Origin of the sequence: Rhodococcus sp. WB9 (genome assembly GCF_007558985.1) — a bacterium.
In the GTDB taxonomy this organism is placed as follows: Bacteria; Actinomycetota; Actinomycetes; order Mycobacteriales; family Mycobacteriaceae; genus Rhodococcus_F; species Rhodococcus_F opacus.
The window spans coordinates 6097885-6121030 of sequence record NZ_CP041769.1 but is presented as its reverse complement, the minus strand read 5'-3'; the positions used below and the strand labels follow the sequence as shown (position 1 = coordinate 6121030).

General features: G+C 68.2%; 24 protein-coding genes and 1 pseudogene. 22 read left to right on the top strand and 3 right to left on the bottom strand.

Translation table 11 applies throughout. The annotated features are described in order from the left end of the window. Nucleotides 1-18 precede the first annotated feature (18 nt). The 8 genes and pseudogenes from FND50_RS28605 to FND50_RS28570 all read left to right on the top strand — a co-directional run bounded on the left by FND50_RS28605 (nt 19) and on the right by FND50_RS28570 (nt 8423). Nucleotides 19-1221, top strand: a complete 1203-nt coding sequence (locus FND50_RS28605) for an MFS transporter (protein WP_144287928.1) — start codon at nt 19-21, stop codon at nt 1219-1221. Beyond that, nucleotides 1167-1994: an alpha/beta fold hydrolase gene (locus FND50_RS28600; protein ID WP_144287927.1), complete on the top strand. Its 828-nt coding sequence runs from the start codon at nt 1167-1169 to the stop codon at nt 1992-1994. The genes FND50_RS28605 and FND50_RS28600 overlap by 55 nt, the downstream gene beginning before the upstream one ends. 12 nt (nt 1995-2006) lie before the next feature. Beyond that, nucleotides 2007-3365 (top strand): D-inositol-3-phosphate glycosyltransferase, encoded by a 1359-nt coding sequence (gene mshA / locus FND50_RS28595; protein ID WP_186301167.1) that lies wholly within the window; start codon nt 2007-2009, stop codon nt 3363-3365. Beyond that, nucleotides 3362-3853 carry a YbjN domain-containing protein gene (locus FND50_RS28590; protein ID WP_005258397.1) on the top strand — a complete coding sequence of 164 codons (492 nt, stop codon included), beginning with the start codon at nt 3362-3364 and terminating at the stop codon, nt 3851-3853. The genes mshA and FND50_RS28590 overlap by 4 nt, the downstream gene beginning before the upstream one ends. 150 nt (nt 3854-4003) lie before the next feature. Continuing rightward, nucleotides 4004-5595, top strand: a pseudogene (locus FND50_RS28585) (AMP-binding protein). Between the two features lie 43 nt (nt 5596-5638). Continuing rightward, nucleotides 5639-6394 carry a phosphoglyceromutase gene (locus FND50_RS28580; protein WP_186301166.1) on the top strand — a complete coding sequence of 252 codons (756 nt, stop codon included), beginning with the start codon at nt 5639-5641 and terminating at the stop codon, nt 6392-6394. Nucleotides 6395-6543: 149 nt separating this feature from the next. Continuing rightward, the gene (locus tag FND50_RS28575; protein WP_144287925.1) at nt 6544-7737 is read left to right on the top strand and encodes a cell wall metabolism sensor histidine kinase WalK; all 1194 of its coding nucleotides are present in this window, start codon (nt 6544-6546) and stop codon (nt 7735-7737) included. Continuing rightward, nucleotides 7734-8423, top strand: a complete 690-nt coding sequence (locus FND50_RS28570; protein WP_005251956.1) for a response regulator transcription factor — start codon at nt 7734-7736, stop codon at nt 8421-8423. The genes FND50_RS28575 and FND50_RS28570 overlap by 4 nt, the downstream gene beginning before the upstream one ends. 86 nt (nt 8424-8509) lie before the next feature. Here the strand turns inward: FND50_RS28570 and FND50_RS28565 are convergent, their stop codons facing one another. After that, nucleotides 8510-8845, bottom strand: coding sequence for a hypothetical protein (locus FND50_RS28565; RefSeq protein ID WP_144287924.1), 336 nt, complete (start codon nt 8843-8845; stop codon nt 8510-8512). Nucleotides 8846-8914: 69 nt separating this feature from the next. Then, on the bottom strand, nt 8915-9700 hold the full coding sequence (locus tag FND50_RS28560) for a hypothetical protein (protein WP_144287923.1): 786 nt from the start codon (nt 9698-9700) through the stop codon (nt 8915-8917). A 66-nt stretch (nt 9701-9766) separates the two neighbouring features. Between FND50_RS28560 and FND50_RS28555 the strand changes: the two genes are divergently transcribed. The 10 genes from FND50_RS28555 to FND50_RS28510 all read left to right on the top strand — a co-directional run bounded on the left by FND50_RS28555 (nt 9767) and on the right by FND50_RS28510 (nt 18301). Next, nucleotides 9767-10720 carry a Ppx/GppA phosphatase family protein gene (locus tag FND50_RS28555; protein WP_037204265.1) on the top strand — a complete coding sequence of 318 codons (954 nt, stop codon included), beginning with the start codon at nt 9767-9769 and terminating at the stop codon, nt 10718-10720. Next, nucleotides 10717-11976 (top strand): hypothetical protein, encoded by a 1260-nt coding sequence (locus FND50_RS28550; RefSeq protein ID WP_144287922.1) that lies wholly within the window; start codon nt 10717-10719, stop codon nt 11974-11976. Before FND50_RS28555 ends, FND50_RS28550 begins: the two co-directional genes overlap by 4 nt. A gap of 7 nt (nt 11977-11983) precedes the next feature. Further along, nucleotides 11984-12925, top strand: a complete 942-nt coding sequence (locus FND50_RS28545; protein WP_051055313.1) for a sugar phosphate isomerase/epimerase — start codon at nt 11984-11986, stop codon at nt 12923-12925. Nucleotides 12926-13033: 108 nt separating this feature from the next. After that, the gene (locus tag FND50_RS28540; protein ID WP_144287921.1) at nt 13034-13669 is read left to right on the top strand and encodes a MerR family transcriptional regulator; all 636 of its coding nucleotides are present in this window, start codon (nt 13034-13036) and stop codon (nt 13667-13669) included. Continuing rightward, on the top strand, nt 13666-14508 hold the full coding sequence (locus FND50_RS28535) for a thioesterase family protein (RefSeq protein WP_144287920.1): 843 nt from the start codon (nt 13666-13668) through the stop codon (nt 14506-14508). The genes FND50_RS28540 and FND50_RS28535 overlap by 4 nt, the downstream gene beginning before the upstream one ends. Before the next feature lie 36 nt (nt 14509-14544). After that, the gene (proC, locus tag FND50_RS28530; RefSeq protein WP_005251971.1) at nt 14545-15360 is read left to right on the top strand and encodes a pyrroline-5-carboxylate reductase; all 816 of its coding nucleotides are present in this window, start codon (nt 14545-14547) and stop codon (nt 15358-15360) included. A 125-nt stretch (nt 15361-15485) separates the two neighbouring features. After that, nucleotides 15486-15722, top strand: coding sequence for a helix-turn-helix domain-containing protein (locus FND50_RS28525; RefSeq protein ID WP_005258384.1), 237 nt, complete (start codon nt 15486-15488; stop codon nt 15720-15722). A gap of 220 nt (nt 15723-15942) precedes the next feature. Then, nucleotides 15943-16044 carry a 30S ribosomal protein bS22 gene (locus tag FND50_RS28520; RefSeq protein ID WP_003402602.1) on the top strand — a complete coding sequence of 34 codons (102 nt, stop codon included), beginning with the start codon at nt 15943-15945 and terminating at the stop codon, nt 16042-16044. A gap of 197 nt (nt 16045-16241) precedes the next feature. Then, nucleotides 16242-17285 (top strand): NAD-dependent epimerase/dehydratase family protein, encoded by a 1044-nt coding sequence (locus tag FND50_RS28515; RefSeq protein ID WP_005258383.1) that lies wholly within the window; start codon nt 16242-16244, stop codon nt 17283-17285. Then, nucleotides 17282-18301 (top strand): lysophospholipid acyltransferase family protein, encoded by a 1020-nt coding sequence (locus FND50_RS28510; RefSeq protein ID WP_144287919.1) that lies wholly within the window; start codon nt 17282-17284, stop codon nt 18299-18301. The genes FND50_RS28515 and FND50_RS28510 overlap by 4 nt, the downstream gene beginning before the upstream one ends. Before the next feature lie 9 nt (nt 18302-18310). Here FND50_RS28510 and FND50_RS28505 read toward each other — a convergent pair whose 3' ends face one another. After that, on the bottom strand, nt 18311-19297 hold the full coding sequence (locus FND50_RS28505; RefSeq protein ID WP_144287918.1) for an HAD family phosphatase: 987 nt from the start codon (nt 19295-19297) through the stop codon (nt 18311-18313). Between the two features lie 179 nt (nt 19298-19476). Here FND50_RS28505 and FND50_RS28500 point away from each other — a divergent pair, with 179 nt between their 5' ends. The 4 genes from FND50_RS28500 to hemC all read left to right on the top strand — a co-directional run bounded on the left by FND50_RS28500 (nt 19477) and on the right by hemC (nt 23130). Next, nucleotides 19477-19737, top strand: a complete 261-nt coding sequence (locus tag FND50_RS28500) for a glutaredoxin family protein (protein WP_144287917.1) — start codon at nt 19477-19479, stop codon at nt 19735-19737. A gap of 140 nt (nt 19738-19877) precedes the next feature. Next, nucleotides 19878-20732: a redox-sensing transcriptional repressor Rex gene (locus tag FND50_RS28495; RefSeq protein WP_005258380.1), complete on the top strand. Its 855-nt coding sequence runs from the start codon at nt 19878-19880 to the stop codon at nt 20730-20732. Continuing rightward, a complete protein-coding gene (locus tag FND50_RS28490) occupies nt 20729-22168 on the top strand; it encodes a glutamyl-tRNA reductase (RefSeq protein WP_037204261.1) in 1440 nt (479 codons plus the stop codon). The genes FND50_RS28495 and FND50_RS28490 overlap by 4 nt, the downstream gene beginning before the upstream one ends. Then, complete coding sequence (gene hemC / locus FND50_RS28485) at nt 22165-23130, top strand: hydroxymethylbilane synthase (protein ID WP_005258378.1); 966 nt, start codon at nt 22165-22167, stop codon at nt 23128-23130. The genes FND50_RS28490 and hemC overlap by 4 nt, the downstream gene beginning before the upstream one ends. The last annotated feature ends 16 nt before the right edge of the window (nt 23131-23146 follow it).

The following is a 23146-nucleotide window of genomic DNA, read 5'->3' as shown; positions in this document are numbered from 1 at the left end:
ATCTGTGAGGCTCGACGCGTGCTCGGTACCTATCGTCAGATCTTCACCGCCCCCGGATCCGCAGCGTTCTCCGCCGCAGGATTCGTTGCGCGGGTACCGATCGCCATGGTCGGCATCGGCATCGTCACGATGCTGTCCGAACTGCGCGGCGACTACGCAATGGCCGGTGCCCTCGCCGCGGTGTTCGCGCTGACCTACGCGTTCATCACCCCGGTCGTGTCCCGGGCGGTGGACCGGTACGGGCAGTCCCGTGTCCTTCCCGTCGCGTCGGGGATCAGCGCGACGTCCATCGCCGCGATGCTGTTGTGCGTCCGGTTCGGGACGCCCGACTGGGTGCTGTTCGTGTGGGCAGTTCCCGCCGGCTGCATGCCCACGATCGGTGCGATGGTGCGCGCCCGCTGGACCGAGCTGTACCGCGGCACGCCACTGCTGCGGACGGCGTTCGCGTTCGAGGCGGTGGTGGACGAGCTGTGCTTCATCGCGGGACCGGTGGTCTCCGTCGGATTGTCCGTCACGGTGTTCCCCGAGGCGGGACCGCTCGCGGGTCTCGTCCTGCTGGTGGTCGGCACGCTCGCGCTCGTCGCTCAGCGCGGCACCGAGCCCCCCGTGCATGCAGCAACGCACGACGGCCGCCCGTCCGTCGTCCGGACGCCCGCCGTGTGGGTCCTCGTGGCGGTGATGGTGTCGATGGGCACGATCTTCGGTGTCATCGACGTCGGTGCCATCGCCTTCACCCGAAGCCACGACGCACCCGCCTCCGCCACCGTGGTGCTGGCCCTGTTCGCGGCCGGTTCCGCTGTGGCGGGCATCGTGTTCGGCGCGATCCGGGTGTCGGCGTCGCTCCGGAAACAGCTGATGGTCGCGGTCCTCGCGGTGGCAGTGCTGACGGTTCCACTCCTTCTGGCGGACAGCATTCCGGCGCTCGCCGTCGCCTACGCGGTAGCGGGGATGACGGTGGCGCCGATCATGATCGTCACGACCGGTCTCGTCGAGCAGATCGTGCCCGCGGCCGCGCTGACCGAGGGCATCACCTGGATCGTCACCGGGCTGGGTGTCGGCGTCGCCGTGGGGTCGGCACTCGCGGGCCGGATGATCGACGAATTCGGCACGACGGCGGGTTACGCGGTGGCGGCGGTCGCCGCGCTGCTGGCCTCTATGGTGACCCCATGGCTATTCGTGAAACAGTCGGCGTCGACGGAACGCCCCTCGTCTACTCGGTGACCGGTGACCCCGACGCGCGGGCCCTGGTGCTTCTGCACGGTTGGGCGCAGTCCTCGAAGTGCTGGGGCCCCGGGGTGCTCGGCGAACTCGCGGCCCGCTATCGCGTCATCGCCGTCGACCTTCGCGGACACGGCTACTCGGGTGCGCCCGACACCGGCTACGCCGACTCCGCGATCTGGGCCGGGGACGTCGACGCGGTACTCACGGCCGAAGGTGTCACGTCGGGCGCCGTGCTTCTCGGCTGGTCCTACGGCGGCCTCGTGATCTGCGACTACCTGGCGTCGCACGGCACGTCCGCCGTCGACGGTGTGGTCCTCGTCGGAGCCATCACCAGCATCGGTCGCGGGGAGGCAGGCGGCAAGGTCGGTGCCGCGATGCGCGCGGCGATCCCCGGCGCGATGTCCGAGGAACCGCGCGAGGCGATCCGCGCGCTGGGCGCATTCGGCAACGCGCTCACCGGACCGCCGGAAGGCAAGGGCGCACAGTCGCAGGCGCTGTTCGGGGCCAGCCTCACCACCCCGCCCCGGGTGCGGGCCGCCCTCTTCAACCGGTCCGCGAGCCACGACGACCTGCTCCGGTCCCTCGACGTGCCGGTGCTCGTCCTGCACGGCACCGAGGACTCCGTCGTCGATGTCTCGGCTGGTAGGCACGCTGCAGAACTGATCCCGCAGGCGCGGGCGTCGTTCTGGGAAGGCTGCGATCACGGACCGTTCGTGGAGGATCCCGAGAGGTTCGTGAAGGAGGTCGGCGAGTTCGTCGACAACCTCGGTTAAAGGGGCCGATCGGTGAGGGAGCACTATGGAGTGGTGACGCCCATGCACAACTCGCGCCCCCGCAGGGTGGCCGTCCTCTCGGTCCACACCTCACCACTGGCGCAGCCCGGTACCGGCGATGCGGGCGGCATGAACGTCTACGTGCTGCAGTCCGCCATCCAAATGGCGCGTCGCGGCGTCGAGGTGGAAATCTTCACCCGGGCCACGTCGTCAGCCGACGCACCGGTACAGGAAGCGGCGCCGGGGGTCCTCGTCCGGAACGTCGTAGCGGGCCCGTTCGAGGGGCTGGACAAGCAGGATCTGCCCACGCAGCTCTGCGCGTTCGTCGCCGGGGTGCTCCGCGAGGAGGCCCGCCACGAACCGGGCTACTACAACGTGGTGCACTCGCACTACTGGTTGTCGGGGCAGGTCGGCTGGCTCGCCCGCGACCGCTGGGGTGTGCCGCTCGTGCACACCGCGCACACGCTCGCCGCGGTCAAGAATCTGTCGCTCGCCGACGGTGACACTCCCGAACCGGCCGCCCGCCAGATCGGCGAGCAGCAGGTGGTGGCCGAGTCCGACCGGCTCGTGGCCAACACCACCGAGGAATCCGATCAGCTGGTCCGCCATTACGGCGCCGACCCGAACCGGATCGACGTGGTGGCGCCCGGCGCAGATCTGACGCGGTACCGGCCGGGTGACCGGGCCGCCGCCCGGGCGAAGCTGGGACTCGACCCGCGCGAGACCGTCGTGACGTTCGTCGGACGCATCCAGCCGCTCAAGGCGCCCGACGTCCTGCTCCGCGCCGCCGCCGAACTGATCGCCCGAGACCCCGACTCGACACTGCGGGTGCTCGTGGTCGGCGGTCCGTCCGGTTCCGGGCTGGCCCGGCCGGACGCGTTGATCGAACTCGCGTCCTCGCTCGGCATCGCCGCGTGGGTGACGTTCCTCCCGCCGCAGGCGCCCGATCGGCTCGTCGACGTGTACCGGGCCTCGGATCTCGTTGCGGTGCCGAGTTATTCGGAGTCTTTCGGGCTGGTGGCCATTGAGGCGCAAGCCTGCGGCACGCCGGTGATCGCCGCGAACGTGGGCGGTCTCGGCGTCGCCGTCCGGAACGGCGAGACCGGGCTTCTCGTGGACGGGCACCGCACCGAGGACTGGGCGGCGGCGTTGCAGTCGCTGGTCTCCGAGCCCGGCAGGCTCGCCGCGCTGGCCGCCGAGGCGCCGCGTCACGCGGAGAATTTCTCCTGGGAACACACCGCCGACGGACTCCTCGAGAGTTATCGGATGGCGACCGTCAACTACAACTACGGACACGGCCCCAGCGAATTCTCACCGCGTCGCGGACGCGGACTGTGGAAGCTGCGCAGGGCCGGGGGAGTGCGCGCATGAGCGACCTGGCCGACGTGATCGAGTCCGCCCTGACCGAACGTGAGATGGACTTCACGAGGAAGGACTCGACGCACTTCATCGTCGAGTTGCCCGGCGAGCGCAAGCTCAAGACCACCACACTCCTGACCGTCGGCAAGCACGGTCTGCGCGTCGAAGCGTTCGTCTGCCGCAAGCCCGACGAGAACTTCGAAGGCGTCTACAAGTACCTGCTGCGGCGCAATCGCCGGCTGTACTCGGTGGCGTACACGATCGACAAGATCGGCGACATCTACCTGGTCGGCCAGATCGCCGAGCACGCGGTGACCGCGGACGAACTGGACCGGATTCTCGGGCAGGTGCTCGAGGCGGCCGACGGCGACTTCAACACTCTCCTCGAACTCGGTTTCGCCGGTTCCATCAAGCGCGAGTGGGAGTGGCGCGTCTCACGCGGGGAGTCGCTGGCGAACCTGAAACCGTTCGAACATCTCATCGAGGACTCGCAGCCCTGAGTGCTGGTCGACCGCCCGCGGACGCGAAATACGCACGGGTAGAGTTGCGACGAGCTTGTGACTGTTGTCACAGGTTAGGTACATGTGTCCGATGTTCACAGAAACTTGTACCGACAACTGATGCTGCAACACTTCGAGGGAGAGGCCCCAGTGAGCTTCAAGAGCCCGTTTCCGGACGTCGAGATTCCGAACTTCAGTGTCTACGATTTCCTTTTCGGTCAGGTCGACCCGGCCGATGGGGACCGGCCCGCGCTGATCGACGGTGCCTCCGGCGCGGTCACCACCTACCAGTCGCTCATCGCCCAGATCAACGGGGTCGCGGGGGCGTTGGCCGCGCGAGGTCTCGCCGTCGGCGAGGTGGTGGGTCTGCATTCGCCGAACGTGCCGGTGTTCGCGTCGGTGTTCCACGGGATCCTGCGGGCCGGGGGTGTCGCGACCACCATCAACGCCCTGTACACCGCGGAGGATATCGCCAAGCAGCTCACCGACTCGAAGGCGAAGTTCCTGTTCACCGTCTCCCCACTGCTGCCGCAGGCCAAGGATGCCGCGGCCCGCGTCGGGATCCCGGTGGAGAACGTGATCGTCCTCGACGGCGCCGACGGGCACCCGTCGCTGAAAGATCTGCTGGCCGAGGGCGCCCCGCCCCGGAGGTGTCGTTCGATCCGGCGACCCAGCTGGCGGTGCTGCCGTACTCGTCCGGGACCACCGGCCGGCCCAAGGGGGTGATGCTCACGCACCGCAACCTGGTGGCGAATGTGTGTCAGATCAACCCGAGGATGGGCATCGGCGCCGACGACAAACTGCTCGCGGTGCTGCCGTTCTTCCACATCTACGGCATGACGGTGCTGCTGAACGCGGCCCTGTTCAACCGGGCGAGCTTGGTGACGATGCCGAAGTTCGACCTGGTCGAATTCCTGAAGATCGTGTCCGGGCAGAGGTGCACGTATGTGTTCATCGCCCCGCCGGTCGCGGTGGCGTTGGCCAAGCATCCGCTGGTCGACGATTACGACCTGTCGAGTGTGCATTCGATCTTCTCCGGTGCCGCCCCGCTCGATCAGGAGCTGGGCAAGGCCGTCGCGAACCGGCTCGGGTGCCGGGTGCGGCAGGGCTACGGGATGTCGGAGATGAGCCCGGTCTCGCATGCGATTCCGTTCGACCGTGACGACATCGCCCTGGATTCGGTGGGTCCGTCGATCGCGAACATGGAGTGCAAGCTGGTCGACCCGGCCACCGGGGAGGAGGTCGCCTACCCGGCGGAGGGTGTCAGTGAGCCGGGTGAGTTGTGGTGCAAGGGCCCGAACATCATGGCCGGGTACCTGGGCAACGACGAGGCGACCGCGGAGACCCTGGATGCGGACGGGTACCTGCACACCGGGGACATCGCGACCGTCGACTCCGAGGGGGTGGTGACGATTGTGGATCGGATGAAGGAGCTCATCAAGTACAAGGGTTACCAGGTGCCGCCCGCCGAGTTGGAGGCGTTGCTGTTGACGCACCCGCAGATCGCCGACGCCGCCGTCATCGGGGTTCTCGACGACGAGGGTGAGGAGGTGCCGAAGGCGTTCGTCGTCCGCCAGCAGGGCGCCGACCTGGACGAGGCTGCGGTCATCGCGTTCGTTGCCGAGCGGGTGTCGCCGCACAAGAAGGTCCGCAAGGTCGAGTTCATCGACCTGGTGCCGAAGTCCGCCGCGGGCAAGATCCTCCGCAAGGATCTCCGGGCAAGCGAGGCCGGCCGGAGCTGACGGCAGGGGTTCACGGCGCGAGGGTTCCGGGAGGCATGCCAGGATGAACGGCATGAGTACCGGAACCCTTGTGCTGCTCCGCCACGGCGAGAGCGAATGGAATGCGCTCAACTTGTTCACCGGCTGGGTGGACGTCCACCTGACCGATAAGGGCATCGCCGAGGGCAAGCGCGCCGGCGAATTGCTGCTCGAGCACAACCTGCTCCCCGACGTGCTGTACACGTCGCTGCTGCGCCGCGCGATCAGCACCGCCAACATTGCGCTCGACACCGCCGACCGGCACTGGATTCCCGTCACCCGCGACTGGCGGCTCAACGAACGCCACTACGGTGCCCTGCAGGGACGCAACAAGGCGCAGGTCAAGGACAAGTACGGCGACGAGCAGTTCATGCTGTGGCGCCGCAGCTACGACACCCCGCCGCCGCCGATCGAGGCAGGCAGCGAGTACAGCCAGGACACCGATCCCCGCTACGCGAACCTCGAGGAGGTCCCGCTGACGGAGTGCCTGAAGGACGTCGTCGACCGCCTGATCCCGTACTGGGAAGACACCATCTCCGCCGACCTGAAGGCGGGCAAGACCGTGCTGATCACCGCGCACGGCAACTCGCTGCGCGCCCTCGTCAAGCACCTCGACGGAATCTCCGACGAGGACATCGCGGGCCTGAACATCCCGACGGGCATCCCGCTGCGCTACGACCTGGACGAGAACCTGAAGCCGCTCAACCCCGGTGGCACGTACCTCGACCCCGAGGCCGCTGCCGCGGGCGCCGCCGCGGTCGCGAACCAGGGCGGGAAGTAACCCGTGCGACCGGCCGGACGTCGCGTTCGCGGGACGTCCGGCCAACGGCAGGTTAACTGCGGACGAAGAGTCCGGTTGCCGCGTGTGACGTGCGCGGAAATGCCCGGTCCCGGCGTAACCGGCCCGCCTCGCGAACGTACGATTCAGGCGTGAGTGTTGTTCAGGCCGTCTTGCTTGCCATCGTGGGCGGCTTCGTCGGTTACCTCGTCGGTGGCGTGCTGATCCCCATGCTGTCCACCCGGCAGGCGCAGCGCATGGAAGAGAAGTCCGGGCTCACGATGTCGCAGGTGCTCGACCTGATCGTGCTGGCATCCGAGAGCGGCATCGCCGTGGTCGACCAGTTCCACGACGTCGTCCTGTTCAACCCCCGCGCGGAGGAGCTGGGCCTGGTGCGGAACCGGCTCGTCGACGACCGGGCGTGGGTGGCGGCGCTCCGGGTCCTCGAGACCGGCGAACCCGTCGAGGTCGACCTGAGTACCAAGAACCCGCAGCGCGGACGCGATCGGATCGCGGTGCGCGGCACCGCACGTCTGCTCAGCAAGCAAGACCACAACTTCGTGGTCCTGTTCGCCGACGACGACTCCGAGCAGGTGCGGATGGAGGCGACCCGCCGCGACTTCGTCGCCAACGTCAGCCACGAGCTCAAGACCCCGGTCGGCGCGATGGGTCTGCTGGCGGAGGCACTCCTCGAATCGGCCGACGATCCCGATTCGGTCCGGCACTTCGGCGAACGCGTGCTCAGTGAATCCGTCCGGCTCGGCAAAATGGTCACCGAACTGATCGCGCTGTCGCGGCTGCAGGGCGCCGAGAAACTGCCCGACCTCGAGGCCGTCTCGGTCGACGAGGTGGTGGACGAGGCGCTGCAGCGTTGCAAGATCTCCGCGGAAGCCGCCGGCATCGCCGTCACCACGGACCACAACAGCGGCTACGAAGTGCTCGGCGACCGCGCCCTCCTCGTCACCGCGCTGTCCAACCTGGTCCAGAACGCCATCGCCTATTCGCCGAAGGGCACCCCCGTCTCGGTCAGCCGGTCGATCCGCGGCGACAACGTGGCGATCTCGGTGACCGACCGCGGCGAAGGCATCGCCAAGGCCGACCAGGAGCGGGTGTTCGAACGGTTCTTCCGCGTCGACAAGGCGCGGGCCCGCGCGACCGGCGGAACGGGGCTCGGCCTCGCGATCGTCAAACACGTGGCCGCCAACCACAACGGATCGATCGACCTGTGGAGCAAGCCCGGAACAGGTTCGACGTTTACCCTGCAGATTCCTGCACACATCGAGACAGTGGACGCCGAGGGCGGAAACGTCGGGAAGAGAGAAACCGGTATGGAGGCCAAGCGATGACAAGTGTGCTGATCGTGGAAGACGAGGAGTCGCTGGCCGACCCACTGGCATTCCTGTTACGCAAGGAAGGATTCGAGACGACGATCGTGGGCGACGGACCGTCCGCGCTCGCCGAGTTCGACCGGGCCGGTGCCGACATCGTCCTCCTCGACCTCATGCTGCCCGGCATGAGCGGCACGGACGTCTGCAAGCAGCTCCGCAGCCGGTCCGGTGTCCCCGTCATCATGGTGACGGCACGGGACAGCGAGATCGACAAGGTGGTGGGCCTCGAACTCGGCGCCGACGACTACGTGACCAAGCCGTACTCGGCGCGGGAACTGATCGCCCGCATCCGCGCGGTGCTGCGCCGCGGCGTCGACAGCGAACTCGACGTCGCGCAGGACTCGGCCGTCCTCGAGGCGGGACCGGTCCGGATGGACGTCGAACGTCACGTGGTCCAGGTGAACGGCGAGGCCGTCACGCTGCCGCTCAAGGAGTTCGACCTCCTCGAGTACCTGCTGCGGAACTCGGGCCGGGTACTCACCCGCGGGCAGCTGATCGACCGGGTGTGGGGCGCGGACTATGTCGGCGACACCAAGACCCTCGACGTGCACGTCAAGCGTCTGCGCTCGAAGATCGAGACCGACCCGGCCAAGCCGGAGCATCTCGTCACCGTCCGCGGCCTGGGCTACAAACTGGAGGCGTGAGCGGACGCCGATCCGCCACAGTTGCACACGAATTCGTCAGCCGCGCAGGAAATTGCCTGTGCGGCTGACGAATTCGTGGGCGTGTGTCAGAACGGGTTGTACACGTAGACGCCGCGAAACGGCGCCGAGATGATCTGCGTGAGGGCGTGCTCGCGACCCTGGTCGTCGAACTGCCTGCAGTAGACCGCGACGTAGTGTCCGTCGCCCTTGCACTCGATGACCCGGCCGGTGCCGTACGGGCTCAGCACGAGTGCCCGGTCACCCTTGTCGCCGAAGGCACCCGGATCGAACGGTGCGACGAAGTTGGCCGTCTTGTCGTAGAAGGTGTTCCAGTCCGGGGTCGGCTGGGCGGACGCGGTCGGCGCGAGGGCGAGCGTCGCGGCGGCGGTCAACAGGGCACCGGTCAGAATTCGAGCGAACATGATCTCTCCTGTCATGGCTGTGCCCGGAATGGGGCCGTGACGGGTAAATCGACCGGTGGGTCTGGTGCGTTACTCGGCAGCCTTCTTCTGCGCCGCGGCGGTGGCGGGATGGACGGCGACGAGGCCGAGGCCGGCCCTGCGTTTGCACATCTTCGCCAGCTCCGAGTACGCGGCCTTGCCGAGCAGTTCCGTCAGCTCGGGTGCGTACGACTGCCAGACGGCCTTGGCGCCCACGTGGGCGTCGGGGGAGCCCGAGCAGTACCAGTCCAGGTCCGAGCCGCCCTCGCCCCAGCCGCGCCGGTCGTACTCGCTGATGGTGGTCTTGAGGATCTGCTCGCCGTCCGGGCGTTCGACCCACTCCTGAGTGCGGCGGATCGGGAGCTGCCAGCACACGTCGGGCTTGACCTCGAGTGGTTCGATTCCGCGCTCGAGTGCCATCGAGTGGAGCGCGCAACCGACGCCGCCCTCGAAGCCGGGGCGGTTCAGGAAGATGCAGGCGCCCTGATACCGGCGGGTGCGCAGCGCGGGCTCGTCCTCGAGGTCGTCCTCCTCGAGGTAACCCTTCTTGCCGAGACCCTTCTCCATGAACTGCCAGTCCGCGGGTGTGAGCATCTTCACTGACCGGTTCAGCTTCTCCAGGTCCTCCTCGTCGGAGAGGAACGCGCCGTGCGAACAGCAACCGTCGTCGGGCCGGTCGCCGATGATGCCCTGGCAGGCGGGGGTGCCGAACACGCAGGTCCAGTGCGAGAGCAGCCACGTCATGTCCGCGGCGATGATGTGCTCGGCGTTGTCGGGATCGGGAAACTCGACCCATTCACGAGCGAAGTCGAGGGGTACTTCCGGGCTGGGCGTCATCTTGTGTGAACGCCCTGCTTTGCGTGCTGTCACAAAGCCCGACGGTAGACCCAGTACCGTGTCAATGTGCGACTAGGGGTACTCGACGTCGGAAGCAACACCGTCCATCTTCTCGTAGTGGACGCCCACAGGGGCGGCCACCCCACACCGATGAGTTCGACCAAGTCGACTCTGCGGTTGGCCGAAAACACCGACGACCGGGGTGACATCACCCCCCAGGGTGCGGATCGCCTGGTATCGACGGTGTCAGACTTCGCCAGCATCGCGAAGACGTCGGGGTGCGGTGAGCTCATGGCGTTCGCCACCTCCGCCGTGCGCGACGCCAACAATTCGGACGCCGTGCTCGAGCGAGTGCACACCGAGACCGGGGTGGCACTCGAGGTTCTGTCGGGTGTCGACGAGGCCCGGCTGACGTTCCTCGCCGTGCGCCGCTGGTTCGGGTGGAGCGCGGGCCGCATCCTGAACCTCGACATCGGCGGCGGATCCCTCGAGCTGACGGCGGGTGGTGACGAGGACCCGGACGTCGCGCTGTCGCTGCAACTCGGCGCGGGACGGCTCACCCGGGACTGGCTCGAAGCCGACCCGCCGGGCAAGCGTCGGGTGGCCGTGCTGAGGGATTGGCTGGACGCCGAACTGACCGTCCCGTCCAAGGAACTGCGCGCGGCGGGGCAGTGGGATCGGGCCGTCGGCACGTCCAAGACGTTCCGCTCGCTGGCCCGGCTGACGGGCGCGGCGCCCTCCGGCGCGGGCCCGCGGGTCAAGCGCACCCTCACCGCCAGCGGTCTCAGGCAACTCATAGCTTTCATTTCGCGGATGACGGCCTCGGACCGTGCAGAATTGGAAGGGGTGAGCTCCGACAGGTCGCAGCAGATCGTGGCCGGAGCACTCGTTGCGGAGGCCAGCATGAGAGCACTGGGCGTGGAAGAACTGGAAATCTGCCCCTGGGCTCTGCGTGAGGGTTTGATCCTCCGCAAGCTCGATACGGAAATGGGCGGTGAATTGATGGTGGGTGCTCGATGACCGAGGACAGTCAGCAGATCTCTGTTTCAGAGCTGCTCAAACGCAACGGACAGCAGGTGGAGTCCCGGGGCGGGCGGCGGCGTCGCGGCGTCAAGGGGGGAATCTCCGTTGCCGAGCTGACCGGTGAAATTCCGGTGGTTCGGGATCCGTCCGATTCGCGGGCACTCGAACCCGAACCCGAACCCGAACCGGAATCTGCCGCGCCCGAGCCGCCGCGCACCACCGCACCGGCGGCGCCGTCCGTGCGTGCCGACGGGCGCACCGCGGCATTCAAGGCTCCCGTCGACGACGAAGACGATGACGACGAGCCCATCGCCAGTCGCCCCGCCGGTCGTGGCCGCGGAGTGGTGTCGGGTGGGACGTCGCGTGATCACCAGGGAAGCTGGGTCAGCCGCTCCGTCCAGAGGGAACGGCCGGCGCCCGAGGTCGCCGCGTCCGCACCGGCGCCCACCGTGGCCGCCCCGGTCGTGAAGAAGCCGGAGCCCGCGCCGACCGTCGCCGCTCCCCGCGTGAAGCCGGCGCCGAAGCCCGACACCCCGGCCGAGGCCGAACCGGCGGCGAAGTCCGCCGCGCCTGCCAAGTCCGCCGCGCCTGCCAAGTCCGCCGCGCCTGCCAAGCCCGAGGTGCCGGCGAAAACGGAGGCGCCGGTGAAAACCGGAACCCCAGCGAAGGCCGGTCCCGCAGCGCCGACGAACGGCGCGTCGAAGTTCGTCGAGACGCCGAAGCCCGAGGCTCCCGCCAAGGCGAAGCCGGAACCCGCGCTGCTGTCCGGCTCGACTCTGGCCGGTGACCTGATGCGGCAGTCCCGGGACTCGAACGCGGGCGAGGAGACGGACCTCATCGAGGCCGCCACCGACGACGCGGACACCGAGAAGCGCGAGGGCGACGCGCAGAAGCCCCAGAGTCCTCGCCGTTCCCGCAAGGAGGCGAAGGCAGAGAAGGCCGAAGCCGCGAAAGCGGAGAAGGCGGGCAAGCAGGACGAGGCAGGCGAGAACTCCACCCGCGAGTGGGCCGTCCTCATCGGTCAGGGCGTCGTAGCCGTGATCGCCGGGGCCCTGCTCTTCAAGGGTTTCGAGAAGCTGTGGGACGTCTTTCCGTGGGTCGCGCTGATTCTGGCGCTGCTCGTCATCGTGGGACTGGTCGCGATGGTCCGCATCCTGCGTCGCACCGACGACATCACCAGCTTCGTGATCGCCGTCGTGGTCGGGATGATCGTCACTCTGGGGCCGTTAGCCTTCATGCTTGCGTCGGGCTGAGTTGCTCATGGTCGGGGACAGTGGGCACGGGCAGGTTCGACCGTCACCGCGCGGGCGGAAGGTACTGGTGGGCCTGTCGACGGCCTCGGTGTACCCGGAGAACACGGAGGCTGCGTTCCGGTATGCGGCCGATCTGGGATACGACGGCGTCGAACTGATGGTGTGGGCCGAATCGGTCAGCCAGGACATCGGGGCCGTTGCCGGGCTGGTGCGCAGGTATGCGATTCCGGTCCAGGCGATCCACGCGCCGTGCCTGCTCATCTCGCAGCGGGTGTGGGGTGCCGACCCGGTCGCGAAGCTGGAGCGTTCCGTCCGCACCGCCGAGTCGCTCGGGGCGACGAGTGTCGTGGTGCACCCCCCGTTCCGCTGGCAGCGCCGGTACGCCGAGGGATTCGCCGATCAGGTGGCCGAACTGGAACAGCGCAGCGATGTGGTCGTCGCGGTGGAGAACATGTTCCCGATGCGGGCGGACGGTTTCTTCGGCAGCAAAGAGAGGTCCGCGCAGCGGCTCCGGAAGCGGGGCGGACCGGGGGCGGCGCTGTCGGCGTTCAGCCCGTCCTACGACCCCACCGATTCGGGACACGCCCACTACACCCTGGATCTGTCCCACACGGCCACGGCCGGAATGGACGCGATGAAGCTGGCGGAGCGTATGGGGGAGGGCCTCGCGCATCTTCACCTCGCCGACGGTCGGGGCGCGTCGATGGACGAGCACCTGATCCCCGGCCACGGCGCCCAGCCGTGCGCGCAGTTGTGCCGTCATCTCGTCGACACCGGATTCGACGGGCAGGCGGTGATCGAGATCAACACGCAGAACGCCCGGACGCAGCGGGAACGGTCCTCGATGCTCGCGCAGGCGCTGGCGTTCGCCCGGGAGCACCTCGAACCGGGTCGCGCCGCCTCGGGGTCGTCGCGCAGCCACTCCGGTGGCGATCACGACGACACCTGAGATATCTGCCGCGTCCCTGCTGCGGTAAGCTCGTCGCCATATTGGATAGTTTTAGTATCTAGTGCTGGGGTATCCGAGGTCGAGAGTCGACGAGCCGAAGGAGGGGCCGTGCGCGTTTCCGAGTTGGTCGCCCGTACCGGCGTTCCGCTCGCGACGGTGAAGTACTACCTGCGCGAAGGTCTGCTGATGCCGGGCGAGGCGACGAGCGCCACCCAGGCCCGGTACGGCGAGAAGCACGTCGAGCGGCTGGGGCTCGTCAAGGCGCTGGCCGGAGCCGGACTCCCGATTCCGCGCATCCGGGAGATCCTCCGGCTCGTCGACCATCCCCACGGCTCGCTGTTCGAGGTGCTCGGCGAGGCCATCGCGCAACTCCCGCCCTACCTCGACGCCTCCGCCGACGACACGGACGAGTTCCCGCGGGCACGCGCCGTCCTCGACAGGCTCGGGCAGGTGTACGACCCGCGGTACGTCGCGGTCGGCCAGCTCGAACGCGCGCTCGAGGGGCTCGAAGAAGCAGGCATCCCGATGACCGCGGAGCGGCTCGAGGCCTACGGGCGGCACGTGCGCGGAATCGCCGAGATCGACATCGGACTCATGCCCACCGAATCGGCCGAGGAGGCGATCCGCTACGCGGTGCTCGGCACGGCCATCTACGAGCCGGTGATCGCCGCGATGCGCCGCCTCGCACACCAGGACGTCGCGCAGAAGCGTCTCCGGAACCCCGAAGAACAGGATCAGCAGTGAGCTCAACTCCCTTCCGCGACCTCAACGTCCTCACCGCTGCCGGTGACGGGACCTATCTGGCGTCGATCGACCCGATCTGGACGATCGGCCCCAAGGTGCACGGCGGTTCGATGATGTCGCTCTGCGCGGCCGCGGCCCGCAGGCGGCTGCTCGACGAGAACGGCGACGCCGAGCTGTCCCGGGTGCAGCCCCTCGCGGTCGGTGCCAACTACCTGTCCGCTCCCGATCCCGGCGAGGTGACACTGTCGACGACGCTGCGCAAGCAGGGCAAGCAGGTGTCGTTCGTCGACGTGGAGCTGATGCAGGGCGACCGCGTGGCCGTGCACGCGTCGGTCACGCTCGGCGTCCCCGACGTGGGGGAGCCGCAGTACAACGGCGACCACGCCCTGTCCCAGCTGCCCGTGGAACCGCCCGCCGATGCCGTCGTGCTCACGGCCGACCATCCGATGGGGCAGATCGTCCACGTGTCGCAAGGCTGTGACATGCGGGTCGACGGGACGTCAGCGCACTTCCTGACCGGCAACCAGGGCGAACCCGAGGTGCGCATGTGGGTGCGACCGCGCGCGGGCGACGAGGACGATCCCGACACGGCGGCCCTGTTCGCAATCATGACCGGAGACATCAGCGCCCCCGTGACGATGAACCGCGGCATGTTCGGCTGGGCGCCCACGGTGCAGCTGACCACCTACCTGCGCAGGCAGCCGGCACCGGGGTGGCTGCGCGTGATGGCCAGCAGCACGGTGCTCGGCGGCGCGTGGTTCGAGGAGGACCACACCGTCCTCGACTCCACCGGGGCGATCGTCGTGCAGAGCCGGCAATTGGCGATGATCCCCCGCTAGGAAGGCGCCGCAGAGCGTCGTGGCAGGCTGTTCGGCATGACGAGAATTGCGGTAATCGGAGGCGGCAAGATCGGCGAGGCCCTCATCTCGGGGCTTCTGCAGGCAGGTCACGCCGTCAAGGATCTGGTGGTGGCCGAGCAGCATCCGGCGCGCGCCGACGAGCTGGCCGCGGCGTACTCGGTGCGCGTCACCACCCCCTCCGACGCCGCCGAAGGCGCCGACGTCATCGTGATGGCCGTCAAGCCGGGCGACGTCGAGGCCGCGCTCACCGAGGTGTCCAAGGTGGAACTCGACGGCGAGCGCGAGCAGCTGCTCGTGTCGCTCGCCGCCGGTATCCCCACCGCCTTCTACGAGACGAGACTGCCCGCCGGGTTCCCGGTGGTCCGGGTCATGCCCAACACGCCCATGCTGGTCGGTGAGGGCGTCAGCGTGCTCGCACCCGGCAGGCACGTGAAGAAGGAGCACCTCGAACTGGTGCGCGGCGTCCTGTCGTCGGTCGGCAAGGTCGTCGTCGTCCCCGAATCGCAGATCGATGCCGTCACCGCCGTCTCCGGCTCCGGTCCGGCCTATTTCTTCCTGGTCGCCGAGGCCATGATCGACGCGGGCGTCGGGCTCGGACTGACCCGGGCGACCGCATCCGAACTGGTCGTGCAGACCATGGTCGGCTCCGCAGCCATGCTCGACAGGTCGGGGGAGAGCGCAACCGAACTTCGTGCCGCCGTGACTTCGCCCGGCGGAACCACCGCGGCGGCGATTCGCCGGCTGGAAGGAAACGGGCTCCGAACAGCTTTTTTCGACGCTCTCGAAGCCGCGAAAATTCGTTCCGCCGAACTCGGCACGTCAACCGAATGAATATTCGATTGCCCACACCCGTCGCAGTAACCCCATCCGTCCCGCTAAGCTCGAAGTAGCACGTGCGTGTCTGTTCCGCCGGAGGGGAAGCCGGCGGCGCGAGACGTGCCGGAGGTAAGTGGTTGATGACGTCTGCAAAAAAGCCGTCCAAGGGCTCGGCCCCGGACGGACAACCGGCACTGGCCGGAACGCAATTTCTCACCGTCGCCGAGGTAGCGACGCTGATGAGAGTGTCCAAGATGACTGTGTATCGGTTGGTGCACAGCGGCGAACTGCCCGCCGTCCGTGTGGGCCGCTCGTTCAGAGTGCATGCGAAAGCAGTGCACGACTACCTCGAAACCTCGTACTTCGACGCCGGTTGACCGATCGGCACGAAGAGGGTCACCTCGGTTTCGCCGGTAGCGGTGCGACCTAGTTTTCAGAGAGAGGACCCGCACCGGTACGATTAGCGACTGTCGTACCAGCCAGCTGGTGTCGTAAGGCGCTGAGCTAGTTAAAACGAGGCCCAGGCGCCAGAGCGGCGCAGGCGTACGTGACCGGCGTGCGCAGGAACGCTAGAGAAGAACGTGAGGGACACCCGCTATGGGTTCAGTGATCAAGAAGCGACGCAAGCGCATGTCGAAGAAGAAGCACCGCAAGCTGCTTCGCCGCACCCGAGTGCAGCGCAGGAAACTCGGTAAGTAAAGAGTTGCGTCTGGATGCCCGTCACCTCCGGTGGCGGGCATCCGTCGTTTCGCCGACCCCTCCGCGTATCGGGCGGCCGACCAATTGTCGTTGTGCGGAGCGCCATCCCCCTCCTGCACGTATCGTTGACGTCACTCGCTACGTGATCGGGGGTCCTAGTGGTTGTGAGTGACGGAGACAGTACTACGCGAACGGCGGTGCCGCGCGTCGTGCTGGTCACCGGGGCAAGCAGGTTTCTGGGTGGGTACCTGGTCACCCGGCTCGCTCAGAATCCGGACATCGAGCGGGTCATCGCGGTGGACGCGGTGTCGCCGAGCAAGGACATGCTGCGCCGCATGGGCCGCGCCGAGTTCGTGCGCGCCGACATCCGGAATCCCTTGATCGGCAAGGTTATTCGCAACGCCGAGGTCGACACTGTCGTGCACGCGTCGACGCTGGCGCGCCCGCCGAAGTCGGGCAGTCGCGCGGCCATGAAGGACATGAACGTCATCGGCGCGATGCAGTTGTTCGCCGTCTGCCAGAAGGCGCCGACGGTCCGGAAGGTCGTGCTGCGCTCGGCCTCCGTGGTGTATGGCTGCAGCGCCAAGGACCCGGCCAAGTTCACCGAGGAGATGAGTGCCCGGCGGCGTCCCGCGGGCGCCTACGCACGGGACTGCATCGAGATCGAAGGGTATCTGCGCGGAATGGGGCGCAGGCGCCCCGACATCGCCGTGTCGATTCTCCGCCTCGCACCGCTGGTCGGGCCCCGCCTCAACGCGACCGTCGCGCAGTACCTCACCTCACCGGTGGTGCCGACCATTCTCGGACGCGACGCACGCCTGCAGGTACTGCACGAGGAGGACGCGCTCGCCGCACTGGAACGGGCCACGGTGTCGGGTCCGGCGGGCACGTTCAACGTCGCCGGCGACGGTGTGGTCATGATGTCCCAGGCCATCCGCCGTGCCGGGCGGATCGAGGTCCCGATGCCGTTCGGGTTGTTCCGCAACGTCGGACGTGCGCTGATGGGTCCTGTGATGCGGTCGTACACCACCGAGCAACTCGAATACTTCCACTTCGGTTGCGGACTCGACACCACCCGCATGCGAAGCGAACTATCCTTCGAGCCACGGTGGACCTCGATGCAGGCGCTCGACGACTTCGCTCGCGCGGCAGGCGTCAAGCCGATCATCAAGAACGAATGGGTCGACGCAGCAGAAAATGCACTACTCGCTCTTACCGGCACGGCGAAAGGGGAGAGGTGAACGAAGTGGCGAAGGTCATTCCGTTGCACGGTGCGACAGCCGCGCGCGGGGCCGCTATCGGACGTTCGAGGCGTGAGCAGAGCGAGAGCCGACATCCGTCCGCGATGCCTCCACCCGCCGTGATCACCCCATCCGAGCCCGTCACCGAGTCTTCGGCCGTCGACGCCGTCCGCAACGCCCTGGCCGAGCAGATCGTCAACACCGCCGAGTTCGTGCGCCGCCGGCTGTCGGGCGACTATCACGTCGACGACTTCGGCTACGACCCGCACTTCGCCGAGAACGTGTGGCTCCCGATCCTGCGGCCGCTGTTCGACAAGTGGTTCCGCGTCGAGGTCAGCGGTCTGGAGAACATCCCGTCGACCGGTGGCGCGCTGGTGGTCGCCAACCATGCCGGTGTCCTGCCCATCGACGGTCTGATGACGTCCGTTGCCGTCCACGACCATCACCCCGCGCATCGCCCGCTGCGGATGCTGGCCGCCGATCTGGCCTTCGAGATGCCGCTGGTCGGCGGTGTCGCCCGCAAGGCCGGGCACACCCTCGCCTGCCACCCGGACGCCGTGCGCCTCCTGCAGGACGGGGAGGTCGCGGCCGTGTTCCCCGAAGGTTTCAAGGGCATCGGCAAACCGTTCAGCGAACGCTACAAGCTGCAGCGGTTCGGCCGCGGCGGTTTCGTGTCCGCCGCCATGCGGACCGGTGCGCCCATCATTCCGTGCTCGATCGTCGGGTCCGAGGAGATCTACCCGAAGATCGGCGAACTGGGGACGCTCGCCCGGCTGCTGGGGATGCCGTACTTCCCGGTGACCCCGCTGTTCCCGCACTTCGGACCGCTCGGCCTCGTTCCGCTGCCGTCGAAGTGGTACATCGAGTTCGGCAAGCCGATCGTCACCGACACCTACGACGCGGCGGCGGCCGACGATCCGATGGAACTGTTCGAGGTCACCGACCACGTCCGGGAGACCATCCAGCAGACGCTCTACCGGCTCCTCGCGAAGCGCCGCAACGTGTTCCTCGGCTGAACCGGCGGCTCAGGCCGCCTGTTCGCGGCGGCGCGCGACGATCGCGGCGAGCGCGCCGCCGGCAGCGCCGAGGAGCAGCGCCGTGGGGACGCCGATCTTGGCGGCCTTGCGTCCGGTCCGGAAGTCGCGGATCTCCCAGCCCCGGTTCTTGGCGAGCTCGCGCAGATCGGTGTCGGGGTTGATCGCGACGGCCGTGCCGACGAGCGACAGCATCGGTACGTCGTTGTGACTGTCCGAATACGCGGTGCAGCGCTTGAGGTTGAGCCCCTCGCGGACGGCCAGGGCGCGCACGGCGTGCGCCTTTCCGAGGCCGTGCAGGATGTCGCCGACCAGACGCCCCGTGAACATCCCGTCCTCGCTCTCGGCCACCGTGCCGAGGGCACCCGTGAGACCGAGGCGTTTCGCGATGACCTGGGCCAGCTCCACCGGGCTCGCGGTGACGAGCCACACCTGCTGACCGGCGTCGAGGTGCATCTGCGCCAGTGCGCGGGTGCCGGGCCAGATCTTGTCGGCGATCACCTCGTCGTAGATCTCCTCACCGAGCCGGGCGAGCTCGGCCGTCGACCGTCCGGAGACGAAGGAGAGGGCCTTCTCCCGGCCGGAGGCGACGTCGTCGCTGCTCTCCTTGCCGGTGATGCGGAACTTGATCTGCTTCCACGCGAAGTCGACGAGATCGGACGTCTTCAGGTACTTGCGGGCCGCGAGTCCGCGGGCGAAGTGGATGATCGAAGCGCCCTGGACCATCGTGTTGTCGACGTCGAAGAACGCGGCTGCCGTGAGGTCGAGGGGAACGTCGTGTTCCACCACCTCGGTTTCCTCGCCGGACGCGACGTGAAGTGCGAGGGCCGCATCGGCACTCGCCTCACCTGCGACGTTGGCACGTACCTCGGCTTCGCTGGGTCCCAGCGGATTCCTGAACTGGCGGCGGCCCGGGAGGATGATCCCCGCCAGACCTGAACCGAAACCCGTGCCGTTCGGTAGTGATCGCGCAGGCACTCGCACCTCCCGTATCGCAGAAGCCTCTGGGAGCAGCCTATCCCCCGAATCGGGGACGGGGCGGGTGGATGGCCGCGCAGGGGGGACTGTGTGACGTTCATCTCCGAGTCGATTGGCGTCTGTGGACCCCGAAACGGCACAGTGACTCCACCGGAGGCGTCGAAAGGAAGTGGCGAGACATGATCACCGACGGACACGAGGTGACGCTTCTCACGAGGGCGGGGTGCGGTGCGTGCGCGCCGGCCCGCGAGCGGCTGCTGGTGGTGTGCGAGGAGTTCAGGCTGGAACTGACGTGCATAGACGTCGACGAGGCGGCGGCCACGGACCCCGAATTGCGGGCCGAATTCGGCGACCGATTGCCGGTGGTATTGCTCGACGGACGTGAGCACAGTTACTGGGAGGTCGACGAAGAGCGCCTTCGCTCGGATTTACGCAAGTAAGGGAACCCTAAAAGTGGGATCTTCCGATGCCGTGCAGGTAGGACCGCATGTCGCGCAGTCGCAGCGACTTTGTGCATGGGTTCACAAGCAGTTACCGTGGTGTGAACAATTCCCCGGAGCATCGTGAAGAACGGCATCGAATGCCGGTCGGACGAGGAGCCAACGACGTGACCGAAACGCACCAGACGCATGGGTCTGTGGCCCCTGGCGTCACGGGGGCGGTCGGGCAGTCTGTGGTCGGGTCTCCGGCCCCCTCGGTCGCCGGCACGGCTCCGCTCCCCGAATCGCGGGACATCCCCCAGGCTACGGTGACGCGCCTCGCGACGTACCTGCGGGTCCTCGGAGTGCTGACGGAACGCGGCACGATCATCGTCTCGAGCGAAGAACTCGCCGCCGCTTCCGGTGTCGGTTCCGCGAAGCTCCGCAAGGACCTTTCCTTCCTGGGGCCGAACGGTGTGCGCGGCGTCGGCTACGACGTGACGCGCCTGCGGGCCCGCATCGAGCGAGCACTCGGCCTGGACCGCGGACACAAGGTGGTGCTCGTCGGCGTCGGAAACCTCGGCCAGGCGCTCGCCGGCTACGGCGGCTTCGGCCGTCGCGGGTTCTCCATGGTCGGACTGTTCGACAGCGACCCGGCGCGGGTCGGTGCGCCGGTGGGCGACCTCACCGTGCGGCACGTCGACGAACTCGAACAGGCCTGCGCCGAACTCGAGGCCACCATCGGTGTCATTTCGACGCCCGACGAGGCGGCGCAGGAAGTCGCCGACCGTCTGGTGCGCGCCGGATTGCGCTGCATCCTCAGCTTCTCCCCGACTTCGCTCGACGTCCCCGATCACGTCGAGATGCGCCGCGTCGACCTCGCGGTCGAAATGCAGGTCCTCTCGTTCAACAGCGCACGCAACACGGAATCGGTCCCCACCGCTCCCCGCGTCCGCATAGGACATTCGGCTGTCCCGTCCACCGCACCAAGAAACGGATCAGTGATCGCGCCGTGAGTGTTCTGCTTGTCGGGGTCTCGCACAGGACGGCCCCGGTGCCGGTTCTCGAGCGGGTAGCTGTCACCGACACCGATCGCCCGAAGCTGACGGACAAGCTTCTGGCGTCGTCGCACATCTCGGAGGCGATGATCGTCTCCACCTGCAACCGGGTGGAGATCTACGCCGTCGTCGATGCGTTCCACGGTGCGCTGTCCGAGGTCGGCGAATTGCTTGCCGACCACTCCGGGCTGGATCTCACCGATCTGCACCGGCACGCGTACGTCCGCTACAGCGAGGCTGCGGCGGAGCACCTGTTCGCCGTGGCCAGCGGTCTCGACTCGATGGTGATCGGCGAGCAGCAGATCCTGGGGCAGATCCGGACCGCCTACGCGTCTTCCGACGCCCAGCAGGCCGCGGGCCGCACGCTGCACGAACTCGCGCAGCAGGCGCTGCGCGTCGGCAAGCGGGTGCACTCGGAGACGGGCATCGACTCGGCGGGCGCGTCCGTCGTGTCCGTGGCCCTCGACCGGGCTGCCGGCATCGTCGGCGACGGCGGACTGGCCGGACGCACCGCCGTCGTGGTCGGCGCCGGATCCATGGGTGGCCTGTCGGTCGCGCACCTCACGCGTGCCGGGATCGGCCGCATCGTCGTCGTGAATCGCACCAAGGAGCGTGCGGAGCACCTCGCTGACACCGCCCGGTCCAACGGTGTGGAGGCGGATGCCCTCGAGCTGAGTGAACTCCCGGCCGCGATGGCCCAGGCGGACGTCCTCGTGACCTGTACCGGCGCGGTCGGCGCCGTCGTCACGCTCGCGGACACCCACCGGGCGCTGGCACAGCCCGGCCGCGACGCCGAACGCCCCCTCGTCATCTGCGACCTCGGACTGCCCCGCGACGTGGAGCCCGCCGTGTCGGGCCTGCCCGGGGTCACCGTCCTCGACATGGAATCGCTGCAGCGCGATCCCGCCGCAGGCGCCGCCGCATCCGACGCCGACGCCGCCCGGACGATCGTCGCCGCCGAACTCGCCAACTACCTCGCCGGCCAGCGGCTGGCGGAGGTCACGCCGACCGTCACCGCCCTGCGCCAGCGCGCCGCGGACGTGGTCGAGGCGGAGCTGATGCGACTGGATTCGCGTCTGCCCGGACTCGACGACCCCGAGCGCGACGAGGTCGCACGCACCGTGCGGCGAGTGGTCGACAAACTCCTCCACGCTCCCACGGTCAGGGTGAAGCAGCTCGCCTCCGCACCCGGTGGCGACTCCTACGCCGCCGCCCTGCGTGAGCTGTTCGAACTCAGCCCCGGGTCCGTCGAGGCCGTCGCCAAGCCCACCGACCTCGGCGGCGCCACCGACCTGAGCGCCATCGACATCACGGATGGCTTCATCGCCGGCCAGGACCCGCGCCTGCGCCGCTTCGTCACAGACGACAACCATGGGAAGGAATCGCAGGCATGAGCGCCGTCGGCACCCGTACGCTGCGGATCGGAACCCGTGGGAGTGAGCTCGCGACCACCCAGGCCGGAACCGTGCGTGACGCACTGATCTCGGCCGGGCACGACGCCGAGCTCGTCATCATCAAGACCAAGGGCGACCAGTCCATGGAATCGGTGGAGAAGATCGGGGTCGGCGTCTTCACCGCCGAACTCCGGGAAGCGCTCGCCGACGGACGCGTCGACGTGGCCGTCCACTCCTACAAGGACCTGCCGACCGCCCCCGACGAACGGTTCACCATCGCCGCCATCCCGCCGCGCGAGGATCCCCGCGACGCGCTCGTGGCCCGCGACGGACTGGTACTCGGTGAACTGCCCGCCGGTTCGAAGGTCGGCACGTCCGCACCGCGGCGCACGTCGCAGCTCCGGGCGCTGGGCCTCGGCCTCGACATCCGCCCGCTGCGCGGCAACCTGCAGCGGCGCCTCGGCAAGGTCGAGTCCGGCGAACTCGACGCCGTCGTCCTCGCCCGAGCGGGCCTGGCGCGAATCGGACGACTGGACCTGATCACCGAGTCCATCGAACCGGTCCAGATGCTGCCCGCACCCGCGCAGGGCGCGCTCGCCGTCGAATGCCTGTCGGCGAACACCGCGCTCGTCGCGATCCTGTCGGAGCTCGACGACCCGAACAGCCGCGCCGCCGTCACGGCGGAACGCGCACTGCTCGCCGAGCTCGAGGCCGGCTGCACCGCGCCCGTCGGCGCCATCGCCGAGGTCGTCGAATCACTCGACGACGACGGCCACATCTTCGACGAACTGTCCGTCCGGGGCTGCGCCGCAGCCATCGACGGTTCCGACGTCATACGCACGGGGGCCGTGGGCTCCCCGGAGAACGCCGAAGAACTCGGCCGCTCCGTCGCGCGTGAGCTTCTCGAGCTCGGTGCGCGGGAGCTGATGAATGTCACCGAGGCCGGTGATGCCGATGTTTGATGTGCGAAGGCCGACT